The organism is Mucilaginibacter gracilis, from assembly GCF_003633615.1.
Classification (GTDB): domain Bacteria; phylum Bacteroidota; class Bacteroidia; order Sphingobacteriales; family Sphingobacteriaceae; genus Mucilaginibacter; species Mucilaginibacter gracilis.
In genome coordinates, this window is sequence record NZ_RBKU01000001.1 from 5,815,376 (window position 1) to 5,841,736 (window position 26,361).

General features: G+C 42.7%; 22 protein-coding genes. 13 read left to right on the plus strand and 9 right to left on the minus strand.

All coding sequences use genetic code 11. From position 1 onward, the window contains the following. Positions 1 to 3: 3 nt before the first annotated feature. Together BDD43_RS25880 and BDD43_RS25885 are read right to left on the minus strand one after the other, a co-directional pair. On the minus strand, positions 4 to 702 hold the full coding sequence (locus tag BDD43_RS25880) for an RDD family protein (RefSeq protein WP_121201108.1): 699 nt from the start codon (positions 700 to 702) through the stop codon (positions 4 to 6). 261 nt (positions 703 to 963) lie between these two features. Beyond that, positions 964 to 1,590 (minus strand): DUF4159 domain-containing protein, encoded by a 627-nt coding sequence (locus tag BDD43_RS25885; protein WP_121201110.1) that lies wholly within the window; start codon positions 1,588 to 1,590, stop codon positions 964 to 966. A gap of 179 nt (positions 1,591 to 1,769) precedes the next feature. Between BDD43_RS25885 and BDD43_RS25890 the strand changes: the two genes are divergently transcribed. The 7 genes from BDD43_RS25890 to BDD43_RS25920 all read left to right on the plus strand — a co-directional run bounded on the left by BDD43_RS25890 (position 1,770) and on the right by BDD43_RS25920 (position 12,467). Then, a complete protein-coding gene (locus BDD43_RS25890; RefSeq protein ID WP_121201112.1) occupies positions 1,770 to 2,768 on the plus strand; it encodes an AAA family ATPase in 999 nt (332 codons plus the stop codon). 153 nt (positions 2,769 to 2,921) lie between these two features. Then, complete coding sequence (locus BDD43_RS25895) at positions 2,922 to 3,794, plus strand: DUF58 domain-containing protein (protein WP_121201114.1); 873 nt, start codon at positions 2,922 to 2,924, stop codon at positions 3,792 to 3,794. Between the two features lie 149 nt (positions 3,795 to 3,943). Beyond that, the gene (locus BDD43_RS25900; protein ID WP_121201116.1) at positions 3,944 to 5,425 is read left to right on the plus strand and encodes a BatA domain-containing protein; all 1,482 of its coding nucleotides are present in this window, start codon (positions 3,944 to 3,946) and stop codon (positions 5,423 to 5,425) included. Continuing rightward, positions 5,418 to 7,556 carry a DUF4175 family protein gene (locus tag BDD43_RS25905; protein WP_147425741.1) on the plus strand — a complete coding sequence of 713 codons (2,139 nt, stop codon included), beginning with the start codon at positions 5,418 to 5,420 and terminating at the stop codon, positions 7,554 to 7,556. Before BDD43_RS25900 ends, BDD43_RS25905 begins: the two co-directional genes overlap by 8 nt. Beyond that, positions 7,553 to 9,358 carry a hypothetical protein gene (locus BDD43_RS25910; protein WP_121201120.1) on the plus strand — a complete coding sequence of 602 codons (1,806 nt, stop codon included), beginning with the start codon at positions 7,553 to 7,555 and terminating at the stop codon, positions 9,356 to 9,358. Before BDD43_RS25905 ends, BDD43_RS25910 begins: the two co-directional genes overlap by 4 nt. Before the next feature lie 134 nt (positions 9,359 to 9,492). After that, positions 9,493 to 11,130, plus strand: a complete 1,638-nt coding sequence (locus BDD43_RS25915; protein ID WP_121201122.1) for a TldD/PmbA family protein — start codon at positions 9,493 to 9,495, stop codon at positions 11,128 to 11,130. 5 nt (positions 11,131 to 11,135) lie between these two features. Next, the gene (locus BDD43_RS25920; protein WP_121201124.1) at positions 11,136 to 12,467 is read left to right on the plus strand and encodes a TldD/PmbA family protein; all 1,332 of its coding nucleotides are present in this window, start codon (positions 11,136 to 11,138) and stop codon (positions 12,465 to 12,467) included. 185 nt (positions 12,468 to 12,652) lie between these two features. On the opposite strand, the gene BDD43_RS25925 is transcribed toward BDD43_RS25920, so the two are convergent. Next, positions 12,653 to 12,943 carry a hypothetical protein gene (locus tag BDD43_RS25925; protein WP_121201126.1) on the minus strand — a complete coding sequence of 97 codons (291 nt, stop codon included), beginning with the start codon at positions 12,941 to 12,943 and terminating at the stop codon, positions 12,653 to 12,655. A 135-nt stretch (positions 12,944 to 13,078) separates the two neighbouring features. On the opposite strand from BDD43_RS25925, the gene BDD43_RS25930 reads away from it, so the two are divergent. Further along, positions 13,079 to 14,716, plus strand: a complete 1,638-nt coding sequence (locus tag BDD43_RS25930) for a TldD/PmbA family protein (protein ID WP_121201128.1) — start codon at positions 13,079 to 13,081, stop codon at positions 14,714 to 14,716. Positions 14,717 to 14,729: 13 nt separating this feature from the next. Next, positions 14,730 to 16,067, plus strand: coding sequence for a TldD/PmbA family protein (locus tag BDD43_RS25935; protein WP_121201130.1), 1,338 nt, complete (start codon positions 14,730 to 14,732; stop codon positions 16,065 to 16,067). A 287-nt stretch (positions 16,068 to 16,354) separates the two neighbouring features. On the opposite strand, the gene BDD43_RS30270 is transcribed toward BDD43_RS25935, so the two are convergent. Further along, positions 16,355 to 16,522 (minus strand): hypothetical protein, encoded by a 168-nt coding sequence (locus BDD43_RS30270; protein ID WP_162847168.1) that lies wholly within the window; start codon positions 16,520 to 16,522, stop codon positions 16,355 to 16,357. 570 nt (positions 16,523 to 17,092) lie between these two features. On the opposite strand from BDD43_RS30270, the gene BDD43_RS25945 reads away from it, so the two are divergent. Then, positions 17,093 to 17,641, plus strand: a complete 549-nt coding sequence (locus tag BDD43_RS25945; RefSeq protein WP_121201134.1) for a hypothetical protein — start codon at positions 17,093 to 17,095, stop codon at positions 17,639 to 17,641. Positions 17,642 to 17,665: 24 nt separating this feature from the next. Beyond that, a complete protein-coding gene (locus tag BDD43_RS25950; protein ID WP_121201136.1) occupies positions 17,666 to 17,860 on the plus strand; it encodes a hypothetical protein in 195 nt (64 codons plus the stop codon). Here BDD43_RS25950 and BDD43_RS25955 read toward each other — a convergent pair. The 5 genes from BDD43_RS25955 to BDD43_RS25970 form a co-directional block, all read right to left on the minus strand. Further along, the gene (locus BDD43_RS25955) at positions 17,855 to 18,178 is read right to left on the minus strand and encodes a hypothetical protein (RefSeq protein ID WP_121201138.1); all 324 of its coding nucleotides are present in this window, start codon (positions 18,176 to 18,178) and stop codon (positions 17,855 to 17,857) included. The two genes, BDD43_RS25950 and BDD43_RS25955, sit on opposite strands and share 6 nt — an antisense overlap. Position 18,179: 1 nt before the next feature. Further along, the gene (locus BDD43_RS30930) at positions 18,180 to 18,302 is read right to left on the minus strand and encodes a hypothetical protein (RefSeq protein ID WP_262707438.1); all 123 of its coding nucleotides are present in this window, start codon (positions 18,300 to 18,302) and stop codon (positions 18,180 to 18,182) included. Further along, on the minus strand, positions 18,299 to 19,225 hold the full coding sequence (locus tag BDD43_RS25960; RefSeq protein WP_121201140.1) for an IS1595 family transposase: 927 nt from the start codon (positions 19,223 to 19,225) through the stop codon (positions 18,299 to 18,301). Before BDD43_RS25960 ends, BDD43_RS30930 begins: the two co-directional genes overlap by 4 nt. Positions 19,226 to 19,359: 134 nt before the next feature. Further along, positions 19,360 to 22,029: a carboxypeptidase-like regulatory domain-containing protein gene (locus tag BDD43_RS25965; RefSeq protein WP_121201141.1), complete on the minus strand. Its 2,670-nt coding sequence runs from the start codon at positions 22,027 to 22,029 to the stop codon at positions 19,360 to 19,362. Next, a complete protein-coding gene (locus BDD43_RS25970; RefSeq protein WP_147425742.1) occupies positions 22,026 to 22,940 on the minus strand; it encodes a GLPGLI family protein in 915 nt (304 codons plus the stop codon). Before BDD43_RS25970 ends, BDD43_RS25965 begins: the two co-directional genes overlap by 4 nt. A gap of 554 nt (positions 22,941 to 23,494) precedes the next feature. On the opposite strand from BDD43_RS25970, the gene BDD43_RS25975 reads away from it, so the two are divergent. Both BDD43_RS25975 and BDD43_RS25980 read left to right on the plus strand, forming a co-directional pair. Further along, the gene (locus BDD43_RS25975) at positions 23,495 to 23,833 is read left to right on the plus strand and encodes a hypothetical protein (protein ID WP_121201145.1); all 339 of its coding nucleotides are present in this window, start codon (positions 23,495 to 23,497) and stop codon (positions 23,831 to 23,833) included. A gap of 225 nt (positions 23,834 to 24,058) precedes the next feature. After that, on the plus strand, positions 24,059 to 26,359 hold the full coding sequence (locus tag BDD43_RS25980; RefSeq protein WP_162847169.1) for a TonB-dependent receptor: 2,301 nt from the start codon (positions 24,059 to 24,061) through the stop codon (positions 26,357 to 26,359). Positions 26,360 to 26,361: the final 2 nt, after the last annotated feature.

Below are 26,361 nucleotides of genomic sequence, written 5' to 3' on the forward strand. Positions count from 1 at the left end.
AGTTTACTGATTCTTTTTTACGATGTAACAGCCCGAAAACATATCGTGAAAGGCCTGGTGGCGGTCGCTCCAAATCATTCGCGAATAGGCTGTATAGGCTAAAATACTAATGAAAAAGCTGGCTACTTCGTAAATAAATTTACCCAGGTTGCGTTTAAGTGCATGTAAAAAAGTTAGGCTATAACCCAGTTCGTCAACAACGGCCAACCCCAAAAGGTATTTACCTACCGATGCGCGTAAATGGCTGGCTTCACATAAGGTGTTATATAAAATGGTGACTAAAAAAAATGCTACCTCAATAATAAAAAACTCGGTTTGGTGCTTCAACATATTCTCGGCCGATTTTTGCATCAACTGCTGGTACGATATTTTGGTTGAAGTAATATCGGGCTGCAAACTCAAAATATACTGCGGAAACAATATACAAGCCAATATCCATAACGGAATGGCCAACACAAAAAAATCAATAATAGCAGCCGGCAAGCGCAGCATGTAACTGTTTGTGTTTTGTTGGGTAGGATAATAAATACCTTCGCTTTTAAAGTAGCTATCAAACTCGGGCAGACTGTAAGCAGGCACACCCTGCGTTTGCGATGGTTGTAAAAGCAAGTCGCCGGGCTCAAGTGGCCTCGCCATTAACTCGCGTGGGGTAAATGGGCCTATGCGCCCGCCCTTATCTAAAATGTAGTATTCGTTATCCATTATGTACCTGCTAAGCAGTGAGCAAAAGTAATAGTTTTAATTGAATAGCGGCTAATGTGTGAAATGTGCAGATGAGTAAATGTGCAGATGTGCAAATGATTTATCAATTTTTCAATTTGCAAATTTACTTATGTGCACATTTACTCATCTGCACATTAAACTTATCTGCACATCCGCACATAAAACTCATCTGCACATCCGCACATTTACTCATCTGCACATCAAACTCATCCGCACATTTACTCATCTGCACATTAAAACTTAGCTTCCCATGGCGTAAAGCACAATGTTTACACCAAATTTGGTGTTATCTTCGGCTAAAAAGCGTTTGTTCCTAAAATCGTAATCCCATTCGCAGCCGTAGTCTTTATTGCTGTATAGTACCGCTATGCGGCCGTTAATAATGATGGCTTTAAGGTAGTCGTGTACCAGGTCGTCGCCCCAGCCATTTAGCTCGAAGGATGTTGTGGGCGGGCCTTTCTCAAATGTAAAGAAGGAGCGGTAAAGCTCATGGTTATTGGGTATCTTTTTCAGTGCGCCGGGCCCAAATAAAGCTGCCATTTGCGCCTCGAACGATTTGGCAAACAAGCCGTCAATATCGTGGTTGCAGTCGTCGGCAAAAACAAAGCCGCCGTTTTGTACATATTTTTTAAAGTTGGCGCGTTCGGCGGCATCAAACTGCACCAGCTTATGCCCGCTGATGTAGCAAAACGGCGAGGCAAAAATATCGTTACCGCTTAACTGTATCACTTTCTCTTTCGGGTCAAGCGGTATGGTGGTGTACTCCAGCAGCGAGTTTAAAATATTAACAGGCATACGCTGATCGGTGTCCCAATCGCCGGAGTGATAACTTAAACGCGTAAAAGTAAATTTAGAACTGAATGCCATTGATTATTAAACTCTAAAATTAGTACAAAATTTTAAGCACAAAACACTTGGGCCTATTCATTTTGTAATTATTTGGATACTTTTCTTAAAAATTCGAAATAATATTGGCGGTTCAATTAAAGAGGGATATATTGTGTTTTGATTTTTAAAACATTGCAGAATTTAAATAATAACCCCGTTTGGAACTTACTGAAGATAAAATAAAGGCCCTGCTGGCTAAGTTGCCACAATTAAAGCAACAAATACAAAAGGTAATTGTGGGCCAGGATGCTATATTAGACGAGTTACTGGTTGCCTTTTTAGCAGGCGGGCACTGTTTACTTGAGGGCGTACCCGGCCTGGCCAAAACGCTTATTGTAAAAACCATGTCGCAGGCACTGCACCTCTCCTTCCGCCGTATACAATTTACGCCCGACTTAATGCCTACCGATATTGTAGGCACCGAGATACTGGAAGAGGACCACACCACCGGCAAACGTTTTTTTAAGTTTAACAAAGGCCCCCTGTTTGCCAACATTGTACTGGCCGACGAAATTAACCGTACCCCGCCCAAAACCCAGGCCGCGCTGTTAGAAGCCATGCAGGAGTTTGAAGTTACCTACGGCGGCCAAACCTACCCGCTTGATAAGCCCTTTTTTATACTCGCCACGCAAAACCCCATTGAGCAGGCCGGCACCTACCCTTTGCCCGAAGCGCAGTTAGACAGGTTTTTATTGCTGATAAAAATTGGCTACCCAACCGAGCAGGAAGAGTTTGAGGTACTAAACCGCACCACCGGATTGCGAACGGTAACTGTAGACGCCGTATTAAATGCCGCCGAAATACAACAGGCCCAGGCCCTGGTAAGGCAGGTTAGCATAAGCGAAGATTTGGTGCATTATGTAAGTAAATTTATACGCGCCACACGGCCCGATACTACAACCGTACCCTTTGTAAAAGAGTGGGTGCGCTGGGGAGCAGGCCCGCGCGCGGGGCAGGCACTTATACTAACCGCCAAAGCACGCGCGCTGCTAAAAGGCCGCTACGCCGTTTTAATGGAAGATTTGAATGCGATGGCTTACCCGGTACTTCGCCACAGAATACTGATCAATTTTAGGGCCGAAGCCGAGAACATAACATCCGACAAGGTAACTGAAGAACTGATAAAGGCGATACCCAAGCCAAATATAAAAATGTAAGATGTATCAGGTAAGATGGAAGATTAAGCAACCGCAGATAAGCAAAGCAGCAATGCAGGGCCAATAGGCCTCCGTGCGGTTGCTTCGTTCCTCGCAATGACAAATTAAATTAAACAAATCCGAAATCGAACATCCGAATTCCGAAATCAATCTATGCTTGATCCCAAAGTACTCGCCACCATAAAAAATTTGCCTTTGCTGGCAAAAACCGTAGTTGATGGCTTTATGAACGGGTTTAACAAAAGCACCATTAAAGGGCCAGGATTGGAGTTTAGCCAGTACCGAAGCTACCAACCGGGAGACGATTTGCGCTGGCTGGATTGGCGGATGTTTGCCCGGAGCGACAGGTATTACATCCGCGAGTCGGAAGTGGAAACCAGTATTGCAATCAAGTTGGTGATTGATGCCAGCGCATCAATGAACCACCGCGATGGCGAACTTAAAAAAATTGATTATGCGCGCTTTTTAGCGGCTTCGCTGGCGTACCTGGGTAACCAGCAAGGCGATGCAGTTGGCCTGTATATATTGCAGGGCGGCGAGTTAACCGCCCTTGCATCGCGGCCAGACGCGCAACATTTAAACCGCATTTATTACCAGTTACAAAAAATTGAACCCGCAGGTGCCTTTACCCAACCATCGCATTACAGGGAGCTATTTACAGGTTCGGCAAAAAGGGAGTTGCTGATTTTTATAACGGATATGTACCAAAGTGCCGACGAGATTAATAAACTGCTTGACGGACTGGCGGCACTAAAGCACGAGATTATAGTATTCCATTTGATGGGACAGAATGAACTGGATTTCGACTTTAAAGATTATTCGCAGTTAGAAGATTTAGAAACCGGCGAAACCGTAGTAATTAACACGCAAACTAAAAAAGATTATCAGCAAAAGCTGGAAAACCATATTGCCGGCATAAGGATGCAGTTATTGGGCAAGCATATGGTATACAAAATGTTAAGCACCGCACAACCTCTTGATGAAGCCTTGCGCCAATTTTTAGTACAACGTAATAAGCGGTTTTGAGTTGAAAGATGACGGATGGCTGAGGACTGATGGCGGAAGACAGATGACGGAAAGACGGAACTTGGAGTAAATAAATAAAAACGACACAATAAATAACTGATAAAAAAACAACCTCTTGTTCCCCCTTTAGGGGTTAGGGGGCTTAAAATATGTTCCAACTCTTTAATCCCATATGGCTGTTTGCAATTACCGCGTTAAGCATACCGGTAATTATACATTTATGGAATATAAGGCCGGGCAAAGTACTCAAAGTTGGCAGCATTTCGCTCATCCAGGCAGCGTCGCGCAAAAGCTCGCGCAGTTTGAATTTAATGGATGTTTTGTTGTTATTGTTGCGTTGTTTGCTGTTGTTGTTACTGGCTATATTGCTTGCCCAACCTTTTTGGACGCAAAATATTAAGTCAGGAAAATTAAAAGGCTGGGTTTTAATACCACGCGAAAACATACACCAGGTTTATACAGCGTTTAAATTCCGGATTGATTCGCTCACCAATGCCGGTTACCAATTGCATTATTTTAATAATGGCTTCGCAATTGCCGATACCGCAAATTTTAAAACCCAGGCGGATAGCGCTGCGTTAAACCCGGTTAATAACTGGGCAATGTTAAAGCAATTGAGTGTGCAAACGCCTTCCGGTTTACCGTTATACTTGTTTACCGTTAACTCATTAAATAGTGTAGCGGGCGCAAAACCACAGTTGAATTTAAACCTGCGAATACAAACCTATACCCCTGCCGATTCGACCGTTAAATGGATACAGAATGCCGCTATAACCAACAACGGCATTAAAATAACCGAAGGCAACAGCCAGCCAAACGGAACAACATTTAGCAGCACCGTAGTACAGGCAACCGAGCAGCGCGGTTCGGTTTATCAAATCAATATCAATAGCGGGCAGGCATCTGTTAGCTACAAAAACGATACCGTTAACAAAGCCGTTAACATTGACACGGCTACCTTGCAAATAGCTATTTATGGCGATAAGGGCAGCGATGCGCAGTATTTAAAAGCCGCGCTTGATGCAGTAAAACAATTTACCAGCCGAAAGATAAACATACAGGTTAGTAATACCGAAGCCCGCATACCCGGTTTGGCAGATTGGGTGTTTTGGTTGAGGGAGCAGCGTATTCCGTCAATGATAGCCAGGAATGTTAGTCGGATATTTGTTTATGAGCCGGGTAAAGTACAAAACACAAATACATGGCTGGATATAGACAATAATAAAATCGGTTTAACTAAACACATCGTTACTGAAAGCAATGGCGAAACGGTTTGGAAAGATGGTTTTGGCAATTGCGTTTTAAGTTTAGAAACCGGACCAAAGCAACAGCTATATCATTTCTACAGTCGTTTTAACCCCTCATGGGGCGATTTGGTTTGGAGCGATGCCTTCCCAAAACTGATGCTGAATTTATTGACCGATTATAAAACCGATAGCATCCGCGATAAGCGCAAAGTTGACGATACACAATTGCTGCCTACTTTAACCGCAGACAACACAATTGTGGCCGGGAGCCACGCAATCAGGAAAACCGATCTGTCCAAAGTGCTCTGGCTCGCCCTTGTATTGCTATTTTTGATAGAGCGCATGCTTGCCCACCGTACCAAAAGCACCGAAAATTATGGTTGAGCAAAACGGGCAGCATAAAATACAAAGCTTTAAACGCCAATGGATAAGCTACCAACTATTGGCCGCTATTGTTATAGCCGCATCAACAGCTTTACCTGTTGGTTATTTGCTGCACCATGTGTTTTCGCAACCGCTTTGGTTTATAGCACCGCTTTTTATTGTATTTGCCGCTGCCCTGTTACTCACCCAAAAACCCTGGAAAATTACCGACACCGATGTGTCGCGATATCTAAACACGGTTTACCCACAACTGGAAGAAAGCTGTGAACTGGTTATTAAACCCGCCGGTTCGCTTAATTTATTGGAGGGCTTGCAGCGCAGTAAAGTAAATTTAATATTGAGCGGCCTTGCCCTGCCCGCGCAGTTTACGCGCAGGCTTAGACTATCGGTTATATGGCTGTTTGCGGCTATTTTGTTATGTTTTTTTACAAGTAAAATAAATTACCATTCGTTGGCATCATTGTCTCACGGGTTTGGTCCGTCCCGGCAAACGGTAAAAAATACTGTTCCCGAAAAATTGCTTCCGCAGATACAATCGGTTAAGGTTATCATTGCGCCACCGGCTTACACGGGCAAAGCTACGCGCGGGCAGGATAAGTTTAACCTTGATGCCGAAGAAGATGCAACCGTAACCTGGCACATAGCAACCAATACCGCCATCAATAACGTTGAGTTACTATTTAACGAAAAGGACGTTGTAAAGCTGCATCCGGCTAATGCCGAAAAAACTTTGTGGACGGCCCAAAAGCAATTAAGTACGCCCGGCTTTTACCAGGTTAATATAGGCGGCAAACTATCTGATTATTATAAAATTGAGATTACAAAGGATATGCCGCCCGTTATTCGCATCAAAACCCCAAAACAGTACACTTATATTGATGCAGGCGAATCAACCAAAGTACCCCTAAGTGTTACTCTCAGCGACGATTATGGCATTAGCGACGCCTTTATTTACGCCACCATTGCCAAGGGTAGCGGCGAGGCGGTGAAGTTTAAGGAACAAAAAATCAGCTTCTCAACATCTTTTACTTCGCAACAAAAAAGCTATGAGTTGCAAAAGGTGATAGACTTGCATAGCCTTAACATGGAACCCGGCGACGAGTTTTATTTTTATGTGCAGGCGCAGGATAACCACTTGCAGCAAACCCGAACTGATATTTACATTGTTTCGATACAAGATACGGCCCAACTGTTGAGCATGAACGGCATGACGATGGGCGTTAGTTTGGTTCCGGAATATTTCCGCAGCGAGCGACAAATTATTATGGACACCGAAAAATTGCTAAAAGACCGTGATAGCATTAGTGCCGAGCAGTTTAAAAATCGCAGCAATGATCTGGGTATCGACCAAAAGTTATTGCGCCTGCGCTACGGTAAGTTTTTGGGTGAGGAAGAAGAATCGAGCGAGGGCGGCGGCCACCAGGACAAGGGGTTGAGCAGTCCGGAAAACTTCAGCAATGCACAAAAGATACTCGATGCCTATACCGATAAGCACGATAATGCCGAAGATGCCAGCTTTTTGGAAAAAGATACCAAGGCCCAACTGAAAAACACCCTGAACGAAATGTGGACAGTAGAGTTAAACCTGCGCACATTTAAACCACAAGTTGCGCTACCTTTTGAGTACAAGGCATTGCGGTTGCTGAAAGATTTGCAACAAAAATCGAGAGCTTACGTGGCCAAAACGGCCTTTAACCCGCCGCCATTAAAACTCGTTGAAAAACGGCTAAGTGGCGATTTATCTAAAATAAGTCAGCCGCTCTTGCATCAGGATATTAAAGCAAATACCGATGTGTTTGATGATATGAAAAAGGCAGCTTCGGTATTAGATAACATGAAGCAAACCCGCACCGTTAACCCTGCCTATGTCCACATATTACAAATGGCCGGGCAGCAATTAAGCAGTCGCGCAACGGCGCAGCCCAATGTTTATTTGCCCGCGGTTAAGGCAATGTATAATATTTTAAATGCGGCTGCTACAAAGGTTAACCAAAGCGATATTTTAAAGGTTGAAGCGGCTTTGCAAAAAGCCTTACCACCGGCTTCCAAATTACCGCAAGCCAATCAAAGCAATGCCGATATGGGGCTGGGCCAAAGCTATTTTAAAAACCTAAAACATTTAAATAAATGAACTGGGCAGTAATAGTGATATTAATTTGCCTGCTGCTTGCCATATTTATGGTGTGGAAAGAGTATAAACGCCCAAACCGTTTGCGCCTTACTTTACGTACAATAGCAACTTTGCTTGCCCTTGCTGCACTGGCCTGTATAGCACTGCCGGTAAGCTACAGCAGCAAAACTATATCCGGCATTAACAATGCTGTTTTGCTAACACCGGGTTTCAACGCTGATAGCCTTAAAGGATATTCTAACAGTGCTTTATATACCACCGATATTAGCCTTCAAAAAAACTACCCCAAACTTAAGATCAATTTAATTGCCGATTTAGCCGATATACCACAAGGCAAGTTGAATATTAACAACCTGCATATTTGGGGTTATGGCCTTAATAGTGATGAGTTAAGGCAGTTGGGTAATTATCCTATACGTTTTCACCCATCGGTTGATCCACCTGGCTTTAGAAGTATAAACTGGAACCACAAATTAAAAATTGGCGAACGTTTAACCTTGCAGGGGAAATTTAACGGTGCGCCATCTAAAACCACTCTTATTTTAAAAGGACTTAATACCACTTTAGATTCTGTTAATCTATCACCAAACAACAACTCAGGCGAACGCGGGGCTGTAACTTTCCAACTCCAAACAACTCCTAAAAACTTAAACAGGGCCGTTTATACCCTGCTCGCCGTAAGCGGACGAGATACCATAGCACGCGAAACCATCCCTTTTGAAGTGGAAGCTAACCAGGCACTCAAAATATTGATGCTGAACGAAGCACCAAATTTTGAGAATAGGTTTTTAAAAAACTGGTTATCGCAAAATGGTTATGGTGTTACGGTGCGCACAGCCATCAGCAAACAAAAGTTTAGTCGCGAATATTTAAACATGGCCCAAACCCCTGTTGATGGCATCACACAGGCGTTGTTGCAAAAGTTTGATTTGGTAATTGGCGATCTGTCATCCTTCAAACTATTAAGCAGTGCCGAAAGCAGTGCGCTTGAGCAGCAAATGGCCCAAAAGGGTTTGGGCGTAATAGTGAGGGCCGATAGCAGCGGCAAAGGCAATTCGTTTTTAAGCGGTGCTTTCCCGCTTGATAGGTTATCAGATAAAAACCAAAAGGCAGTATCGCTTAACATCGGTGGCCCAAATACGGCATCGGCCAGGCTAACATTGGATGCTATTTTTATTAAGCCGCAACCCAACACCCAACCTTTGGTTACCGACGGCCAAAACCACATTATAGTAAGCAGCACTATTTACGGTAGCAGCAAAATTGTTTTTTCAACCCTCAGCAATACTTTTAACTGGGTATTATCGGGCAACCAAACCGACTATACTTTGCTATGGAACTTACTTATTGATAAGGCGGCGCGTAAAAGCACGTCAACCCAAAAATGGCATATTGTGCCAGCCTTACCTGTTGTAAATGGGGCTACAACAATAACTGCCGAAGGGCCACAAACCTTACCAATACAAATAAAAGTAAACAATAGCCCGGTAGCCTTTGCTCAAAACCCTGTACTGCCCTTTAGCTGGAGTGCAAGTTATTGGCCCGCTAACTACGGCTGGCAACAGGTATTGCAAAACGGAGTTACCGTATATTGGTGGTATGCCTTTATCCCTACCCAATGGCTAAGTTTACACGCTGCCGAAAACAGTACCGCTACCCAAAAATATGCCATGCAACACTCTATACAAAGCAGTAATGCGGCTGCGTTGCAAAGCAGCATTAAGGTGCCAATACCTAAAATTTATTTTTATTTATTGCTGTTGTTTTGCTGCACGTTTTTATGGGTTGAGCGCAAAGTTTAATTATAGGCCCACCAAACAAAATATATCATTTTGATGGTGTTAGGCAAATTATTTTGTGTGTTTTAGACTTAAAAAGAATATTAAAATTGTTAAATTACGCTTTCTAAACAACAACCTTAACAGGAGGAAAAAACTTGAAAAGAAGAGATTTTATTTATTTATCCGGCCTGGGTGCCGGGGCCCTAATGTTGCCCGGCTTACCATCACTCGGTAACCCTATCGATCAATCGGCTGCGCTGGAGAGTGTGGACGTGAGGATAAAAAAAGAATTAGCCGATGCCGCCCTCAACGCAGCACGTGCCAAAGGCGCAAGCTATGCCGATGTGCGTATTGGCCGTTATTTAAACCAAGCCATTATTACCCGCGAAAACCGGGTGCTTAATGTAGGCAGTGGCGAATCGTACGGGGTTGGTATCCGCGTACTGGCCAACGGCTGCTGGGGTTTTGCCGCCACTAACGATATGACTAAAGAAGGTATGGCCAAAACAGCCGCCAAAGCCGTTGCCGTAGCCAAAGCAAATGCTAAAATAGGTGGTAAACCTGTTGAGCTTGCCCCGCAAAAAGGTTACGGCGAAGTAAGCTGGAAAACCCCTATCGAAAAAAATGCGTTTGAAGTCCCGATAAAGGAAAAGGTTGATTTGCTGCTAAACGCCAACGGCATTGCCATGGGTGCGGGTGCAAGCTTTGTAAACTCTATACTGTTTGCCGTTAACGAGCAAAAATATTTTGCATCAACCGATGGTTCGTACATAGACCAGGATGTGCATCGTATTTACCCAACCTTTACCATAAGCAAAGTAAACCAAGAATTGGGTAGTTTCGAATCTATCCGCGGGTCAAGTTCGCCAAAAGGCTTAGGTTACGAATACCTCAATGCCTCCGAAGCCGAAAAGGTGCCGGGTATTGTAACCCGCTATAAAAACCGTTACGATTTACTGGAAGACGTAAAACAAATGAGCCGCGTGGCTACCGAAAAGGTAACGTCAAAATCTGTTGAGCCAGGCAAGTACGATTTGGTGCTTGATCCATCGCACCTGTGGCTAACCATTCACGAATCTGTAGGCCACCCTACCGAGTTGGACCGTGTGCTGGGCTACGAAGCCAATTACGCAGGAACAAGCTTTTTAACCTTAGACAAATGGCGTTCAAAAACCTTTAAATTTGGTAGCGAGCATGTTAACATTGTTGGCGATAAATTACAATACGGCTCGTTAGGTGCCGTAGGTTATGACGACGAAGGTGTGAAATGCGGCAAATGGGATATTATTAAAGATGGTATTTTGGTAAACTACCAGGCCATCCGAGATCAGGCTCATATCATCGGTTTAAAAGAATCTCAGGGTTGCTGCTATGCACAAAGCTGGAGCGATGTACAGTTTCAGCGTATGCCAAACGTATCGTTACAACCCGGTAAAACGCCGCTGAGTGTTGATGATATGATTAAAAATGTGGAGAAGGGAGTTTACATCATCGGCGATGGTTCGTTCTCTATCGATCAGCAACGTTATAACTTCCAGTTTGGGGGGCAAATGTTTTACGAAATTAAGGAAGGTAAAATTGTAGGCATGTTAAATGATGTTGCTTACCAGGCCAATACCCAGGAGTTTTGGAACTCGTGCGCCGCCGTTTGCGATGAGCGCGATTACCGCATGGGTGGTTCGTTTAACGATGGTAAGGGGCAGCCCTCACAATCAAGCGCGGTATCGCACGGTGCGTCAACAACGTTGTTTAAGGGAGTAAATGTTATTAATACCAAACGAAAAATCGGATAAATAAGATGCCTATATTAAGTAAAGAAGAAGCACAGGTTTTATTAAAAAAAGTGCTTGGTTATTCAAAAGCCGAAGAATGTGAAGTAAGTTTATACGGCAGCGAAGGCGGCAACATCCGTTATGCATTAAACGCGGTTTCAACCGCGGGCGATATTAGTACTACGGGCCTCTCGGTAACATCGGCCTACGGTAAAAAAAGTGCCAGCGCCAATATTGATGAGTTTGACGATGCCGCTTTGGAGCGGGTGGTACGCCGGTCGGAAGAGTTGGCGCAGCTTGCCCCCGAAAACCCCGAACGCGAAGAAATACCCGGCCCGGCTACTTTTAAAGAATCGATAACATACAATGCCAAAACTGCCGCCATGACGCCCGATACCCGTGCCGAACTGGTTAGTAAAAGTTTAGATGTAACCAAAAAGGCAGGTTTAAGCGCAGCAGGCTTTATTGAAAACAGCACCAGCTTTAACGCTGTAATGAACTCGAAAGGTTTTTTTGCCTACAACAAAAGCAGCGATGTTATATTTTCGGTAACTACACGTAACGAAGCCGGCACGGCATCGGGCTATGCTGCGCGCGGTTTTACCGATGTGAGCAAACTGGATACCGAATCGGCAACGCGTATTGCTACCATGAAGGCCAATAAATCGTTAGGGGCAAAAGCACTCGAACCGGGTAAATATACCGTGATACTTGAGCCCGTTGCCGCAACCTACATGATGGAAAACATGTTTAGGTTTGATGCCCGCAGTGCCGAAGAAGGCCGTAGCTTTTTGAGCAAAAAAGGCGGCGGCACCCGCCTTGGCGAACAATTAATGGACGAAAAGGTAACCATTTACTCAGATCCATTTAATCCCGACCTGCCCTCATCAACCTGGGGCCGCGATGGTTTGCCCCGCGAAAAAGTTGTTTGGATTGACAAAGGCAAGGTAAACACTTTAAGTTACTCCAAATTTTGGGCAAAAAAGAAAGGCGTTGCTCCGCAACCCGGCCCCGGTAACATTATTATGATGGGTGGCGACAGTACTTTGGAAGAGATGATAAAGAGCACCGAAAAAGGCATTCTCGTTTCGCGCTTATGGTACATCCGCATGGTTGACCCGAAAGTATTGTTGCTAACCGGCCTCACCCGCGATGGTACTTTTTATATCGAGAACGGCGAAATTAAATACCCGGTTAAAAACTTCCGGTTTAACGAGAGCCCTATTATTATGCTTAACAACCTCGAAGCTTTGGGTAAAGCGGAGCGCAGCATCAGTGTAGAATCGTACCAAAGTTATATGATACCGCCAATGAAGATCAGGGATTTTACATTCTCATCTTTGTCTGACGCGGTGTAAGATCAATTATTGAATGATTGATGGATTGAGTGATTGAATTTGTCTAATCATATCCAAACCACGTCATTTTGAACGATAGAGAGAAATATTCTGGTTGTGCATGTTAAGTTAATGCATAACGCCATAGTCACTTTAAAAATATTTCTCACTATCGTTCAAAATGACATTTTTTTTGTTTCTACCTCTCAAATCTGCGAGAGCACAAACTTCGCTATCTGTTCTACTTCTTCTTCCGATAATTGGTGCTCGCCTTCGTAGTGCCAGTTCATCTGTTCGTCAACTATAATTTTGCCTAAGTTCAGGGGTTCGATAACTTTATTCAACTCGTTGGCTGGGAAATTAAAAGTTTGTTGTATCTCATAAATTTCGTTGGGCTGCCAGGGTTGGTTATGGTTTTGCAAAAACAAAGGTGTAACCACCAGGTTACGGCTTACACCACTGGCATTTAAATTAAAAGTTGCGCTGGTTGATAACATTTTACACTTTTTTTATAATACATACCGCCCCATAAATTGTTTTGGCTGGCAAATACTTATTATTTACAAAATATTTAAGAATGATGGGTTTACAATATGGCAAATGATTATATTTAGAAAACTAAACTCAACGCCTTGAAAAGAAGAAATTTCCTTTACCTTACGGGGATAGGTGTTGGTGCTACCATGATGCGGGGCGTACCCGTTTTTGGTACACCCATAGCCCCCGAAGCTGCCCTGGAGTATATTGACCCTGCGGCAAAAAAAATACTTACCGATGTTGCCCTCAACGCAGCGCGCGCCAAAGGTGCAACGTATACCGATGTGCGCATTGGCCGCTACCTTAACCAGTTTGTAGTTACCCGCGAAGACAAGGTGGAGAATGTGGTAAATACCGAAAGTTACGGCATGGGCATACGCGTTATAGCCAACGGTTGCTGGGGCTTTGCCGCCATTGATAAAATGGACAAAGATAGCATTGCCAAAGCAGCCGCCACAGCCGTTGCCATTGCCAAGGAGAACGCCCGCTTACAATCAGAACCGGTACAACTGGCGCCGCAAAAAGGTTATGGCGAGGTAAGCTGGAAAGCGCCTATCGAAAAAAATGCATTTGAGGTACCTATAAAAGAGAAAGTTGACCTGCTGCTATCTGTTAATGATGCTGCTATGAAAGGCGGGGCCAATTATGTTGATTCGATATTGTTTTTTGTTAACGAGCAAAAATATTTTGCCTCTACGGATGGATCGTACATTGACCAGGATGTACACCGCATTTGGCCGTTGTTTACCATTACTAAAATAGACCCCAAAACCGGAAAGTTTGAAACCCGGAACTCGTTAAGCGCACCGCGCGGAATGGGGTACGAATACATTAATCCGCGCGAAAGCGATAAAATTACGGGCGGCCCCAGCGTACTTTATAAAGACCGCTACGATATGCTGGAAGATGCCAAACTGGGCGCCAAACAAGTAACCGAAAAGCTAACTGCAAAATCGGTAGAAGCAGGTAAGTACGATTTGGTGCTTGATCCATCGCATTTATGGCTCACCATACACGAATCCGTTGGGCACCCTACCGAATTAGACCGCGTTTTAGGTTATGAGGCCAATTTTGCCGGTACAAGCTTTTTAACGTTGGATAAATGGGAATCGAAGAAATTTAATTTCGGCAATAAAAACGTGAACATTGTTGCCGATAAGCTGCAACCGGGATCGTTAGGAGCCGTGGGTTACGACGACGAGGGTGTTAAAACCAAACAGTGGGATTTGATAAAAGATGGTATTTTGGTTAACTATCAAACCATCCGAGATCAGGCGCATATCATCGGTTTAAACGAATCGCAGGGTTGCTGCTATGCCGATAACTGGAGCGATGTACAGTTTCAGCGCATGCCTAATGTATCGTTACAGCCTGGAAAAGCACCATTGAAGCCTATGGAAATGATTAAGAATGTTGAAAAAGGCATATACATTTTAGGCGATGGTTCGTTCTCTATCGATCAGCAACGGTATAACTTCCAGTTTGCGGGCCAGTTATTTTACGAAATTAAGGAAGGTAAAATAGCCGGGATGATAAAGGATGTTGCCTACCAATCAAACACGCAGGAGTTTTGGAACTCGTGCCATTCCATTTGCGACCAAAGCGACTACCGTCTGGGCGGGTCGTTTTTTGATGGCAAGGGGCAGCCCGGCCAGGTTAGCGCGGTTTCGCACGGCTCATCAACCACCCGTTTTAACGGGGTTAATGTAATTAATACAGCAAGAAAAATCTGATCATAAAACCTATATGACTATTTTAACCAAAGAAGAGGCTCAGGCATTGATGAAAAAAGTGTTAAGCTATTCTAAAGCCGACGAATGCGAGGTTACGCTCAATGGGTCCGATTCGGGCAATGTGCGTTATGCGCGTAACTCGGTATCAACCAGTGGCTTCATCAGTCAAACCAGTTTGGCGGTATCATCAGCCTTCGGCAAAAAATTAGGTATAGCCACCATTAACGAGTTTGATGATGCATCGCTTGAAAAAGTAGTGCGCCGGGCCGAAGAACTGGCCCACCTTGCACCCGATAACCCGGAGTTTTTGCCTTTTTTGGGCCCGCAAACTTACAGCACACAATCAAAAACTTACGTGCCCGAAACGGCAGCCATTACCCCATCGTTACGGGCGGATGCTGTTGATAAAAGCTTAACTGTTGCTAAACAAAACAAGCTTACCGCCGCTGGCTTTTTACAAAACAGCACGTACTACAGTGCCATCATGAACTCTAAAGGCCTGTTTGCCTACAATACCGGTACCGATGTTAATTTTTCGGTAACGCTGCGTTCGGCAGATAGTAAGGGTTCGGGCTATATTACCAGGGATTTTAACGATGTAAGCAAGCTTGATACGCTTGCCGCAACTAAAATAGCTGCCGAAAAAGCAACACGATCAATTGATGCTAAAGCCCTTGAGCCGGGCAAGTACACCGTTATTTTAGAGCCTGCGGCAGCAATGGTTTTGTTGGAAAACTTAGTTTTTGGATTGGATGCCCGCCAGGCCGATGAGGGCCGCAGCTTTTTAAGTAAAGAAGGCGGCAAAACCAAATTAGGCGAAAAAATGCTTGACGAAAGGGTAAACATTTACTCCGACCCATCAAACCCGGAACTACCCACCAATTGCTGGAACGGCGACGGACGCCCACAGGAAAAGGTAAACTGGATAGAAAAAGGTGTAATTAAAAACCTGTATTACTCGCGCTACTGGGCGCAAAAGCAAAATGCAAAAGCAACACCGGGCCCGGATGCATTTATTATGGAAGGCACAGATACCTCGCTGGAAGACCTGATAAAGGGCACCGAAAAAGGTATACTGGTTACACGCCTTTGGTATATCCGCTCGGTTGATCCGCAAACGCTGCTTTATACGGGCCTTACCCGCGACGGTACTTTTTATATTGAGAACGGACAAATAAAATATCCTATAAAAAACTTCCGCTTTAACGAGAGCCCGGTTATTATGCTCAACAACGTTGAAGCACTGGGCAAACCGCAACGCACCGTAAGCGGCGAAACCGGAGCCAACGGGTTAATACCGCCGCTTAAAATAAGGGATTTTACGTTTACTTCTCTGTCGGACGCGGTGTAGGAATCAATGATTGAGTGATTAGATGATTGAGTGATTGAATGTCCAAATCCTTTAAAATGTCATTTCGACTAAAGGAGAAATCCTTGGCATTTATACATAATCTTAACCCAATATAACAATGGCAAAATTAAAAATAGTTAGCAATATAGGTGAACTTCAATCATTGGTTAACGATGTTGCTGTAAAAGTAAATTTATTGGAAACATCGCTGAATGATATTGACACCTACGATGATAAATTGGTTGATTCCATAACTCAACTTTTAGAAAAATTCAACGATTTTGAACTTACCGTTTCGGTACCTTTCGACCCGGAAGTTGATTCCGTAGAGAGGGTGAATCATTATTCTTCGAAGTGTCTGTAGGTTTATTAAGTTCTTTTAGATTTTCATCTATAATTTTTTTTGCTTCTTTTTTAACTTCTTTATTCCAGTCTTGTGGTTTTGTAGTTTTCATGATATTTACATTTTAAGTTAGCACTACAAATGTAAAAAAATAGTTGGCCGTTGTGCTGGCTATTTGCTTTTTGATTCACCATGCGAATAACCGTTCAAATAATAAAAAAAAGAGTTCGTGTAATTAAGTTTAACTTTGATTAGTTAATATATTGGCGTGTTTATGATTTTTGTGTTTCAATGGGTGTCCTAATCCTGAGCGGTCACATTTTCATGACACGCCATATTTTTTATTCTGGAATTTGTTGATTAGTTTTATAGCAAATATTCATGAAATCATAAGCCGCTCAAAATAGGACATTGTAGGCTGCAATCATGTATATGATACTTAAACTTTGACAGCCATGAAAAAAGAAACATAATCGAACAACTATAGCTTGCGCCAGTAAGCGAGTACATATTGTACCCATCGGTTTGTTGTTCTAAATTCTCACAAATAACAGCATGCAAAACGATACAAGTACGCCCATAAAAGGCGTGGCTATATCTTTGCATGTGCGGCCGTGAGAAGCCCTGAACAACAGAGATAATTAATAGTCACGTCTTTTTTACGTTCAAAATTCTCACACAAATGAAACTTCAAGACAAGGGTTCATGCAGCGGAATAGCGGGCTTAATAACCGTTTTTATATTTGCAGCAATATTTATTTTCTCAAAGTTTAGTTCAGTAGAGAACCCTATAGTTAAACCACGAACCCATAGCGCCATTCAATCCGAAAGGTTCTTTACTGCGCTTGATTCGCTACAGACAAAAATTAAAGGCTTTGATCCATCCATAGGTAACTTTAAAAGCATGCCATCAGATAGTATATTTTACGAGGCTAAAGATGATGGGCACAACCGGATACAGGTTGCCGGTTCAAACAATAGCATTGGTGAATTAACATGGATATGGAACCATGGCTATAAAGACAACCTTAAAAAAGGAATAATATCGAATTTTGGTAACATTTCAAAAATGATGTGCGGGCAAGCCGGCCAACAATGGGTATTAAAAGAATTACAAAAAAAAGCTGCTCCTGATAAACCAATTATGGAATACGCAACTATCAACTATAACCAGGTTCAGTTCTTTAATGATGGACTATCAACTGTTACTTTGAAAATAATTATACTGTAAAACTGAAATTAAAACTTTGACAAAATGAATATAAGAATAATGCTTAGCAAAGAAAGTGGATTTATGGACCTAATTGACGAATTGGGGCACAATGAATTTCAGAAAGAGATTAATAGGACAGGTACTGGTAAAAAATATACTACTTATATTTTACCGAAAGAATGGTATGATACTTTGACGGAATTTTCAAAAATAAGAATAGAGGCATTTAGATCATGAATCTTTCATTGTTGACAATATCAATTCGATAAATCTTGATCTTTTCATGATAATGCCTTTTCCAATTTTGGTTCCTTTAAAACGAATATTAATAGTTAATAGTCTATTATCAAACATCATTGTTGTATCATCTGTATAACCTTTTTCGCTTTGAAAAATTTCAACATCTATCCTTTCTGTTGGTATTGCCCGAATAGTCTTATTTAACTCTTCAAGTGTTAATTCATCATCGCTATCTTGATCTGACCAAATTTCACGTGCCTTTATTTCGACAGGAGTAAGTTCAGTTTCTATATAAGTGCCAAAGTTATTATCCATTTTACTTTTTTGGTTTAGGTACATTCTTAAGTGCCGCGGAAACGAAATCATCGGTTTCCTTATCTACCCCAGGTGATTTAGGCGGTGGTGTTCCTTTGCCTTTTGGTTTTTCTTTTTTGCTCATGCTGACTTTAATTTAAGTGGAGACACCATATTAGCTATAATGCATTCGATTTGCTCCTGAACTGGCAAATGTCGGTGATTATGTCGGAATTCAAATTCCTTGACATATTTATTTAGATGTTTGGCGCTTACTGAAATATAGGTACCATGAAGGCCGCGCTTTAGGTGCGACCAAAAGTTCTCTACGCGGTTCGTAGTTACCTCGCCATCGGCATATATCCATTTACCATGATCGATAGAATGCCTGGTGTACATTTTATTAAGTCGCTTATACCCGGACCAATCATCGGTCATTAAGGTAGAGCCCGGCTGTACGTTATAAGTAATAACCTTCGCCATATTCTTAAACTCCTGACGACTGATCACCATGGCGCGAACCCTACCTGTCTCTCTTTCATACATACCAAATACGGTAGTTTTATCCGGAAATGTGCGGCCAGTAAGTTCTTTATATTGCATGCGCCTGCGGTAGTGGCGGTTTTTGTTTTTGCCTCCTACGAACGTTTCATCGATTTCAACAGTTCCGGCAAAGCTTTCTTTTGGTGCTGTTTCAAACGATCCGCGAACACGTTGTAATATAAACCATGCTGTGGGCTGGGTTACGCCAAGGTCAAGGCCTAACTGCACAGATGATATGCCTTTTTTGTGAACCATAAGATACATGGCCATGATCCACTTGATGGTTGGTAAATTACTATCCTGCATAAAAGTTTTGGTTTTTGCATTGAATTGTTTTTTACAACCCTTACATTTATAGCGGATACCATCTTTAAATACGTAGCACTCATTAAAACCACATTCAGGATGCGGGCATATTATTTCGCCGGTATTCCACCTGGTTGATGCAAGATAATGATGACATGATTTTTCAGTGGGAAAAGCACTGATCAAATCAAATATAGTTTTGAATTTAATCAGTTGCATAGAGAAGAATTAACGGGTGAACATTCTAAATAAATGCCGAAATCCTTTGCGCACGGCTACGCAAGTGATTGTGTCCCGCATAGCAGATTTCTCCTTTAGTCGAAATGACAATTTTTATCAGACATCCGCCCCTATCAAATATTAAACATCGCCTTTAACAGGAAAAACCGGCCCGGAATGGTGTAGGTATTTGCCGTGAATGTATTGGCCGATAGGTACAGGGCGCTGTAAGTGCGGGTATCAAACAGGTTAACGGCGCTTAGTTCAAGGTCGGTTTTAATTTTGTTGAACTTGTATCGTGCGGAAGCATCGGCAAAAATATATTTCAGATCGTTAGCTGCATCCTGGTGCGTAAAATAATGATCGCCGGAAAGGCTTAAAAATAAATTACTGCTGGGTATATAGTTAATAGCTCCCTGTTGTTGCAGTTGTTTGATTACCGCCTTTGACGATAATACCTTCGACTCGCTGGTGGTTTGGGTGTAATAAGCCTTATAACTTAAATTTACTTTCTCGCTAATTTTCGATTCGATACCCGCATTTAGCGTTGTTGCTATGGTGTTGTAAGGCAAAATAATACCATTCTGTATTTGGTTTGACCGGCTGGACTGCCAGTTGATGCCTGTGCTAAATGTAGTGCGCAATGCAAAATTGTATTTACTAATGCTTGTACTTAATTGCCACGAATCAAAACCGTTTTCAAAAGGCAGTACAATGCGCTGCTGCAAGGTATCGGTAATTATGCTTGAACTGATGTTATTAGCTACCGAATGGGTGTACATGGCATTTGCCCCAAAAAAGAAGAGTGTTATAGCCTTGCGGTAATTAAAACCTAATAATGCGGTTTGCGTTTGGCGTTCGGTTAAATCGGCATTGTTGCTGTACAGGCTTCGGTAATTTTTAAGGATGTTGCCATAATAAACATCCTGTATATTACCCACATCGTTTTTAAAGCCATAGCCAAAGCTTACATAGTTTTCAACCCCGGTTTGGTACTTGCCCGATACTTTCGGATTAAAATATAACCTGTTCAGCGTTTTATCAAGGTTATATTGCGCATCGTTATAGTTTAGCAATTGCAGGTTTAAAGGCAAGTCTACCGTTAATTTGAGTTTATTGCCGGGCACATCATACTGGGCATCGGCGTAAATGCGCGTGCGGTTCCAATCTAAATTATTGGTTGAGTTTTTAAGTGCAGGTGTTACCGTATTGTTATACTGCACCGCATTTAAGCTTGATTGCAATTGCTGCGCCTGCTGGCTAAAGCCTGCCTTGTAGCTTTGCGTTAAATAATTACCCGGTATTTTAAACGAAAGATAGTTATTGGTAAACCATGTTGGTATATTGGTGGTTTGCAGCAAACTGGCATACGGCACATTGTTGTTCAGTTTTGATGATGTTAAACCTGGCTCAATGGTGCGTGTTTCGGGTTCGGTAATGCGATTGATGTAGGAGTACCACTCGTATATTTTGTTGCTTTTTGTAGTGTTGATGAGGTTAAACTCGTTCGAAAAATCGAGCGTGTTATCCTTAAAAACCTGGTTGGCAAATACACCGTTTGTGGTAAGGCCAGAGTAGTTGGTGTTATGGCTATAATCGGTAACCAGGGTATTGTTCAGGTAGTATTTATCCCGGTTTATGTTGAGGGTAAACTGGGTGTGTATCCAATCGGGCCGGCGTTTGTTTTGCTGGGTTTCGGTATATTTTACGGTATCGTTGGGTTGATATATTTGTGTGCTTTTGGTATAATTTTGTGTTTGGGTATCATGCAGGTATGATACATTGGCCTTTAACTGCACATCCTTTTTCAAGTTAACCAGGTTATTAAGGTTGATAATGCCCGATTGATCGAACAAATAACGGTTACGAGGTAAATCCGGGTCGCCGGCAGTACCTAAAGATAGTACGGTGTTAGGCTTATCATTATCCAAACGTGAAAGATACGAAGCCATGTTGTGTGATACCAAATCGTTCTGCACATCGTACCCTGTATTGTTGCCTTTTAGGTAGTTTATGGCTTTATATTTGTCCTTAAACATCATGGCGTTCAGGTTTTCATCGTACTTGCCTGGCAAACCTGCGCCAACGGTTTCCTGCCCAACTACTTTAATTTTTGCATCGGGTTTAAAGGTTAGGTTCATGGCTACATCGTCGCTCACAACTTTACCTTTAAGGGCTTTAATGGGCTGGTGGTTTTCTAATATCTGCACCAGGTCTACCACTTTATTGGGGATGGCACCGGTGGCAATGTTGTATTTATCGTCGAGCAAATTATCGCCGCCTATGTACAGGTTTGATATGGGTTTGTTGTTATAGCTTATTTTACCATCGGCGGCTACGGTTACGCCGGGAAGCTTTTTAATTACATCGCCAATTACCCTATCCTGCGGGCTGCTAAAATCCGAAGCTCTATAACTCAATGTATCGCCGCTTACCTTTAAATGCGGACGGCTGTTTTTTATCATCACCTCGTTAAGCTGTTTACTGCTTGCCGATAGCTTAAAGTTACAAGGCACGCTGGCATCGGTTAAAACCAGGTTTTGCTTTTTATAACCAACGCAGCTAACCTCTACCAATAAACCTGTTTTGGGTGCATTGGCAGGTATAGCAATGGAGTATTCGCCTTTATTGTTAGTTACGGTATAGGCTAAAATTACATTGTTGTTTTTAAGCGTAACACTGGCAAAGGGTACCGCCTTGCCCAAACTATCGGTTATGGTGCCGCCTATGTTTTGGGCAAAGGCAGTTTGCGTGGACACTAATAAAATGATGCCCAGCAAAAGGTTTTTCACAAGCGCAATCATTTTTTTTCAGGTAATTCAACCGGGTTATTTACAGTGGGCTGCGCGCCGGGCTGTATATTAACTTTCATGTTAACTCCCGAGCCGGGCCTTGTATTCATACCCGAACCCGCCATTGCCGATTGTACAAACGCGCTGGGGTCTTTCCGCATGGCTTCTTTTAAATTGGCCAGTTCTTTTTCGGTTACTTTTACAGCACTGGTTGGCAAGGCTATTAAATTAGGGTCTTCGGAACCTTCGTCCATCCCTATGGTTACTATACGCATGCCACCAGTTGCAGGCGGCATATCATTGGCAGTTTTGGCAACGGGTGTTACCTTTTCAATGCCATCAAACTTAAAAACAACTTCCTTTTTGGTATCATAAGCTTCAACAATTAAGCCGGGTAAACCGGTTAATTTCCAGGGGCCGCTGCGGTATGGCAGGTCGGCACAAAACCAGGCTGTGTAATCTCTGCCTGCAAAATGGCCGGTAGCTTTTTGGCAGCTTAGGTTACCAACCGTCATGGTGTCGCTGCTTATTTTCCAGTTAATAACCGGGAAGGGCTCTTCAACTAAATAGGTGGTTATAATTCTATCTTTCCGCAACAATTTATTTTCGTTGGGGAATATAAAAAATTCTTTGTTGCTGCTTTCCGAGCGGCTTGAAACCTGTATATTACCACCTGCACTCATTTGCTCTTTAATTTGCTGCCTCATTTGAGCCATCTGCATTTTGCGGTCGTAACTTTTATAAACGCTGGCATTTTTGCCAAGTACCAATACCATGTTTTCGGTATAAGGTTTATCTTTTGCGGTGGTATCGCGCAGCCAGGTATATTTATAGTGAACCATGGCCAATGCCGAATCGGGCTTTTGCGCACTTGCTGCGGTAAACAGTAACAAGCCTAACAGTGTGAGTAATTGTGATTTCATGTCAATATTGAGTTTAATTTTAGTTTCTTCATCTCCCCTTTTTTGAGAGTTAATTAATTTACAAATCAAATATAACTAAATAGTTAGTTTTAAAACTAACTATTTAGTTATTTAACAATTTTTAACAATATCGTCATTAAATAAAAAACCTCACTACTCACCAAATAACCAGTACCATTGAACGTGTAACCAAAAACATTAAACACGAATATCCCCGTATAAAGCAGATTGTTATTGAGCCTGTAGAGTAATCAGGATTTACAGGATTAAAGAATTTACAGAATTGTCTGAACCAGAATTTATAGAATTTAAGAATTAACAGAATATACTTTATCAGGAGGGCGCGATAAGATGCTAAAAACAACTGGCCAGATAATGCTAGGTGGAGATTTACAACATTAAATTCTGTTAATTCTTAAATTCCATAAATTCTGGTTCAGACAATCCTGGTTCAGACATTAAATTCTGTAAATTCTTTAATCCTGTAAATTCTGATCCAAAAATTATACATTTGCAAAACAATGCTAATCCGTCGCGGCTTTATACTTTTCTTAATGTTTGCCATACTATCGGCAAATTTTACGCAATTGTTTGTGTTTGCGGGTTATACGGCCAATCAAAAATACATTGCAAGTGCCCTTTGCGAAAACCGCGATAAGCCCTGGCTGCATTGTAACGGCAAGTGCTACCTCATGAAAAAGATAAAGCAAGCCGATGATAAAGAGCGGGCCGACGAGCGTCAAACTCAAAAAAGCTTGTTCCAGGAGGTGTTTTTTGCAGGCACATCAACTATTAAATTCCACAGTACATTGTTGCAGGTTATTGCAACACCTTATATCAACAGCGCACAACCTGCGCAACCCGGCGTAATTTTTCAGCCACCAAGAGCGTAGTTTTATTGGGTTATTAATTTAATGTTCCTCGTGCCGTTTAGGTGATGAGCGGAGTTTGCTGTTTGCAAAGCATACGTAATTTACGTTTTGGCGCAAAAGAATGCTCCATCATACCACGTTCTAAATGGCGTAACGTTAAATTATTCTTTAACCCGCACATCGCAGACGATGCGATCCATCCCTATAACGGAAATAAACAAACCAATTAATGCTGTTAATATTACAATGAAATATTTTATACTATCCATACTTTTGCTGTTTTCAGTAAAAACATACAGTCAAATTACCGGCACCGTAACCGATGCGGTTACCCACGAGGCTATTGCCGGTGTTATAATTATCGGGGCCGATAACCAAAGCCAAACCAATAGCAAAGGCAAATTTAGCCTACCTGCTTCAGCAAGCGGAGTTATTAATTTTAGCATGATAGGCTATACGGCCAAGCTGGTTACCATAACGTTGGGTAAACCGCTCAATGTTACGCTGGAAACATCTACAGTTGATTTGCAACCGGTTGTGGTAACGGCCAGCCGCGAGGGGCAATCGCGCAAAAGCGCACCTATTGCCATTAGTCAAATTAATGCTACCCAGATAAAAGACACCAAAGCTACCGCCCTTTACCAGTTACTAAACAAGGTAAGCGGTGTTTACATGGTTGATTTGGGTAACGAGCAGCATACCATGGCCATAAGGCAACCCATTACCTACAACGCCCTGTACTTGTATATGGAAGATGGCTTGCCTATAAGGCCAACCGGCATATTTAATCATAACTCGCTTTACGAAATTAATATGCAGGGCGTAAAAGATATTGAGGTTGTTAAGGGCCCGGCATCATCGTTATACGGCAGTAACTCCATTGGCGGGGCCATAAATTTTATTACACAAAGCCCGCCATCGGGCTATAGCGGCAATATTGCCGTGCAGGGCGATAGCTACCATTACCGCCGCATTGATGCCGACGGCGGTTTTACAAGCGGCAATTTTGGCTTATATGCCGGCGGCTACGTTACCCATCAAAAAGATAGCTGGCAAGATTATTCGGACTTTGACAAGTATTCGGCCAACCTAAAAACCACTTATCAGTTTAACGCCCGTACCAAGCTTACCACCGCCGCAACCTACAATTATTTAAATACCCAAACACCCGGAAGTTTAGATAGTGCTCATTTTTATAACCGCAGCTATGGCGCAAACCAGCGTTTTACGTACCGCAAGGTTAACGCGTTTAGGGCAAGTTCGCGTTTAGAACATAACTGGAACGAGAAAAATAATACTTTTTTCACCCTCTTTTTTCGTGATAACTCAACTGCGCAATTACCCAGCTATTTTATTAGCGATGTGCGCGTAGCGGGCGTTTACCAAAGCTCAAACGGGCAGGTTAACGATCAAAAATTTCAAAGCTACGGCTTACTAACCCAGCACCGGGCCGATTTTAACTTTTTACACTCGCGGTTAATAGTGGGCGCCTATCTGGACGATAGCCCGAGTTCGTACTACGCGCAATACCTTAACATACAAAAAGATGTAGCAAACAATTACTACACCGGCTTTACCAACACAGGCACTTATATTGACGATTATAAAATAGGTTTGTTCAATACCGCCGCTTATACCCAGTTTGAAATACACCCCATTGAGCCGTTGCGCATTGTTGCCGGCCTGCGGTACGACCACGTGCATTACAACTTTACCAACGGCCTGCCTGCCAGCAATACCAAATACAAACAGCAGGAAACCAACAATTTTAATATTGTGGCACCTAAACTGGGTTTAACCTATAATTTAGCCACCAACACCTGTTTTTACGCCAATTACAGCGTAGGTTTCCAGCCACCCGAAACTGGCGATTTATATAGCTCGCGGCAATTACCCCCGCTAAAGCAAGCTACCTTTAACAATTACGAAGCTGGCGGCTGGCTTTCGGCATGGGACAAGAAATTATATTTTGAATTGAGCCTGTATGATATGGAGGGCCATAACGAGATCATATCGCAATTACTGCCCGATAATACTACCCAAAACCAAAATGCCGGCCAAACGCGGCACCAGGGTATTGAGTATGCTTTAACTTATGCGCCGGTTAAATCGCTCAGTTTTCGCTTTAGCGGCACCAATGCCAAACACACTTATTTGCAATACAGCGAAGTAAGCAACGGCGTGGTTAAAGTATACAACGGCAACCGGATGAACAATGCACCCGCCTTTATTGCCAACTCCGAACTGACATACAAACCGCTCTTTATCCCCGGCTTACGCGCATCTGCCGAGTGGCAACACATTAACCAATATTATACCGATGCCGCAAACACCAAAACCTATTCGGGTTACAACATTTACAACCTGCGCTTTGGGTACAATTTTAATAGCATTATTAAAGGTGCAGGCATTTGGTTAAACATACTTAACGCCACCAACCAGCTTTATGCAACTACGGTAACGCATAGCCAGTATGGCGATACTTATAACGCCGCGCCACCACGCATTTACACCCTGGGCATTAGTTATTCGTTCTCAAAATATTAAAA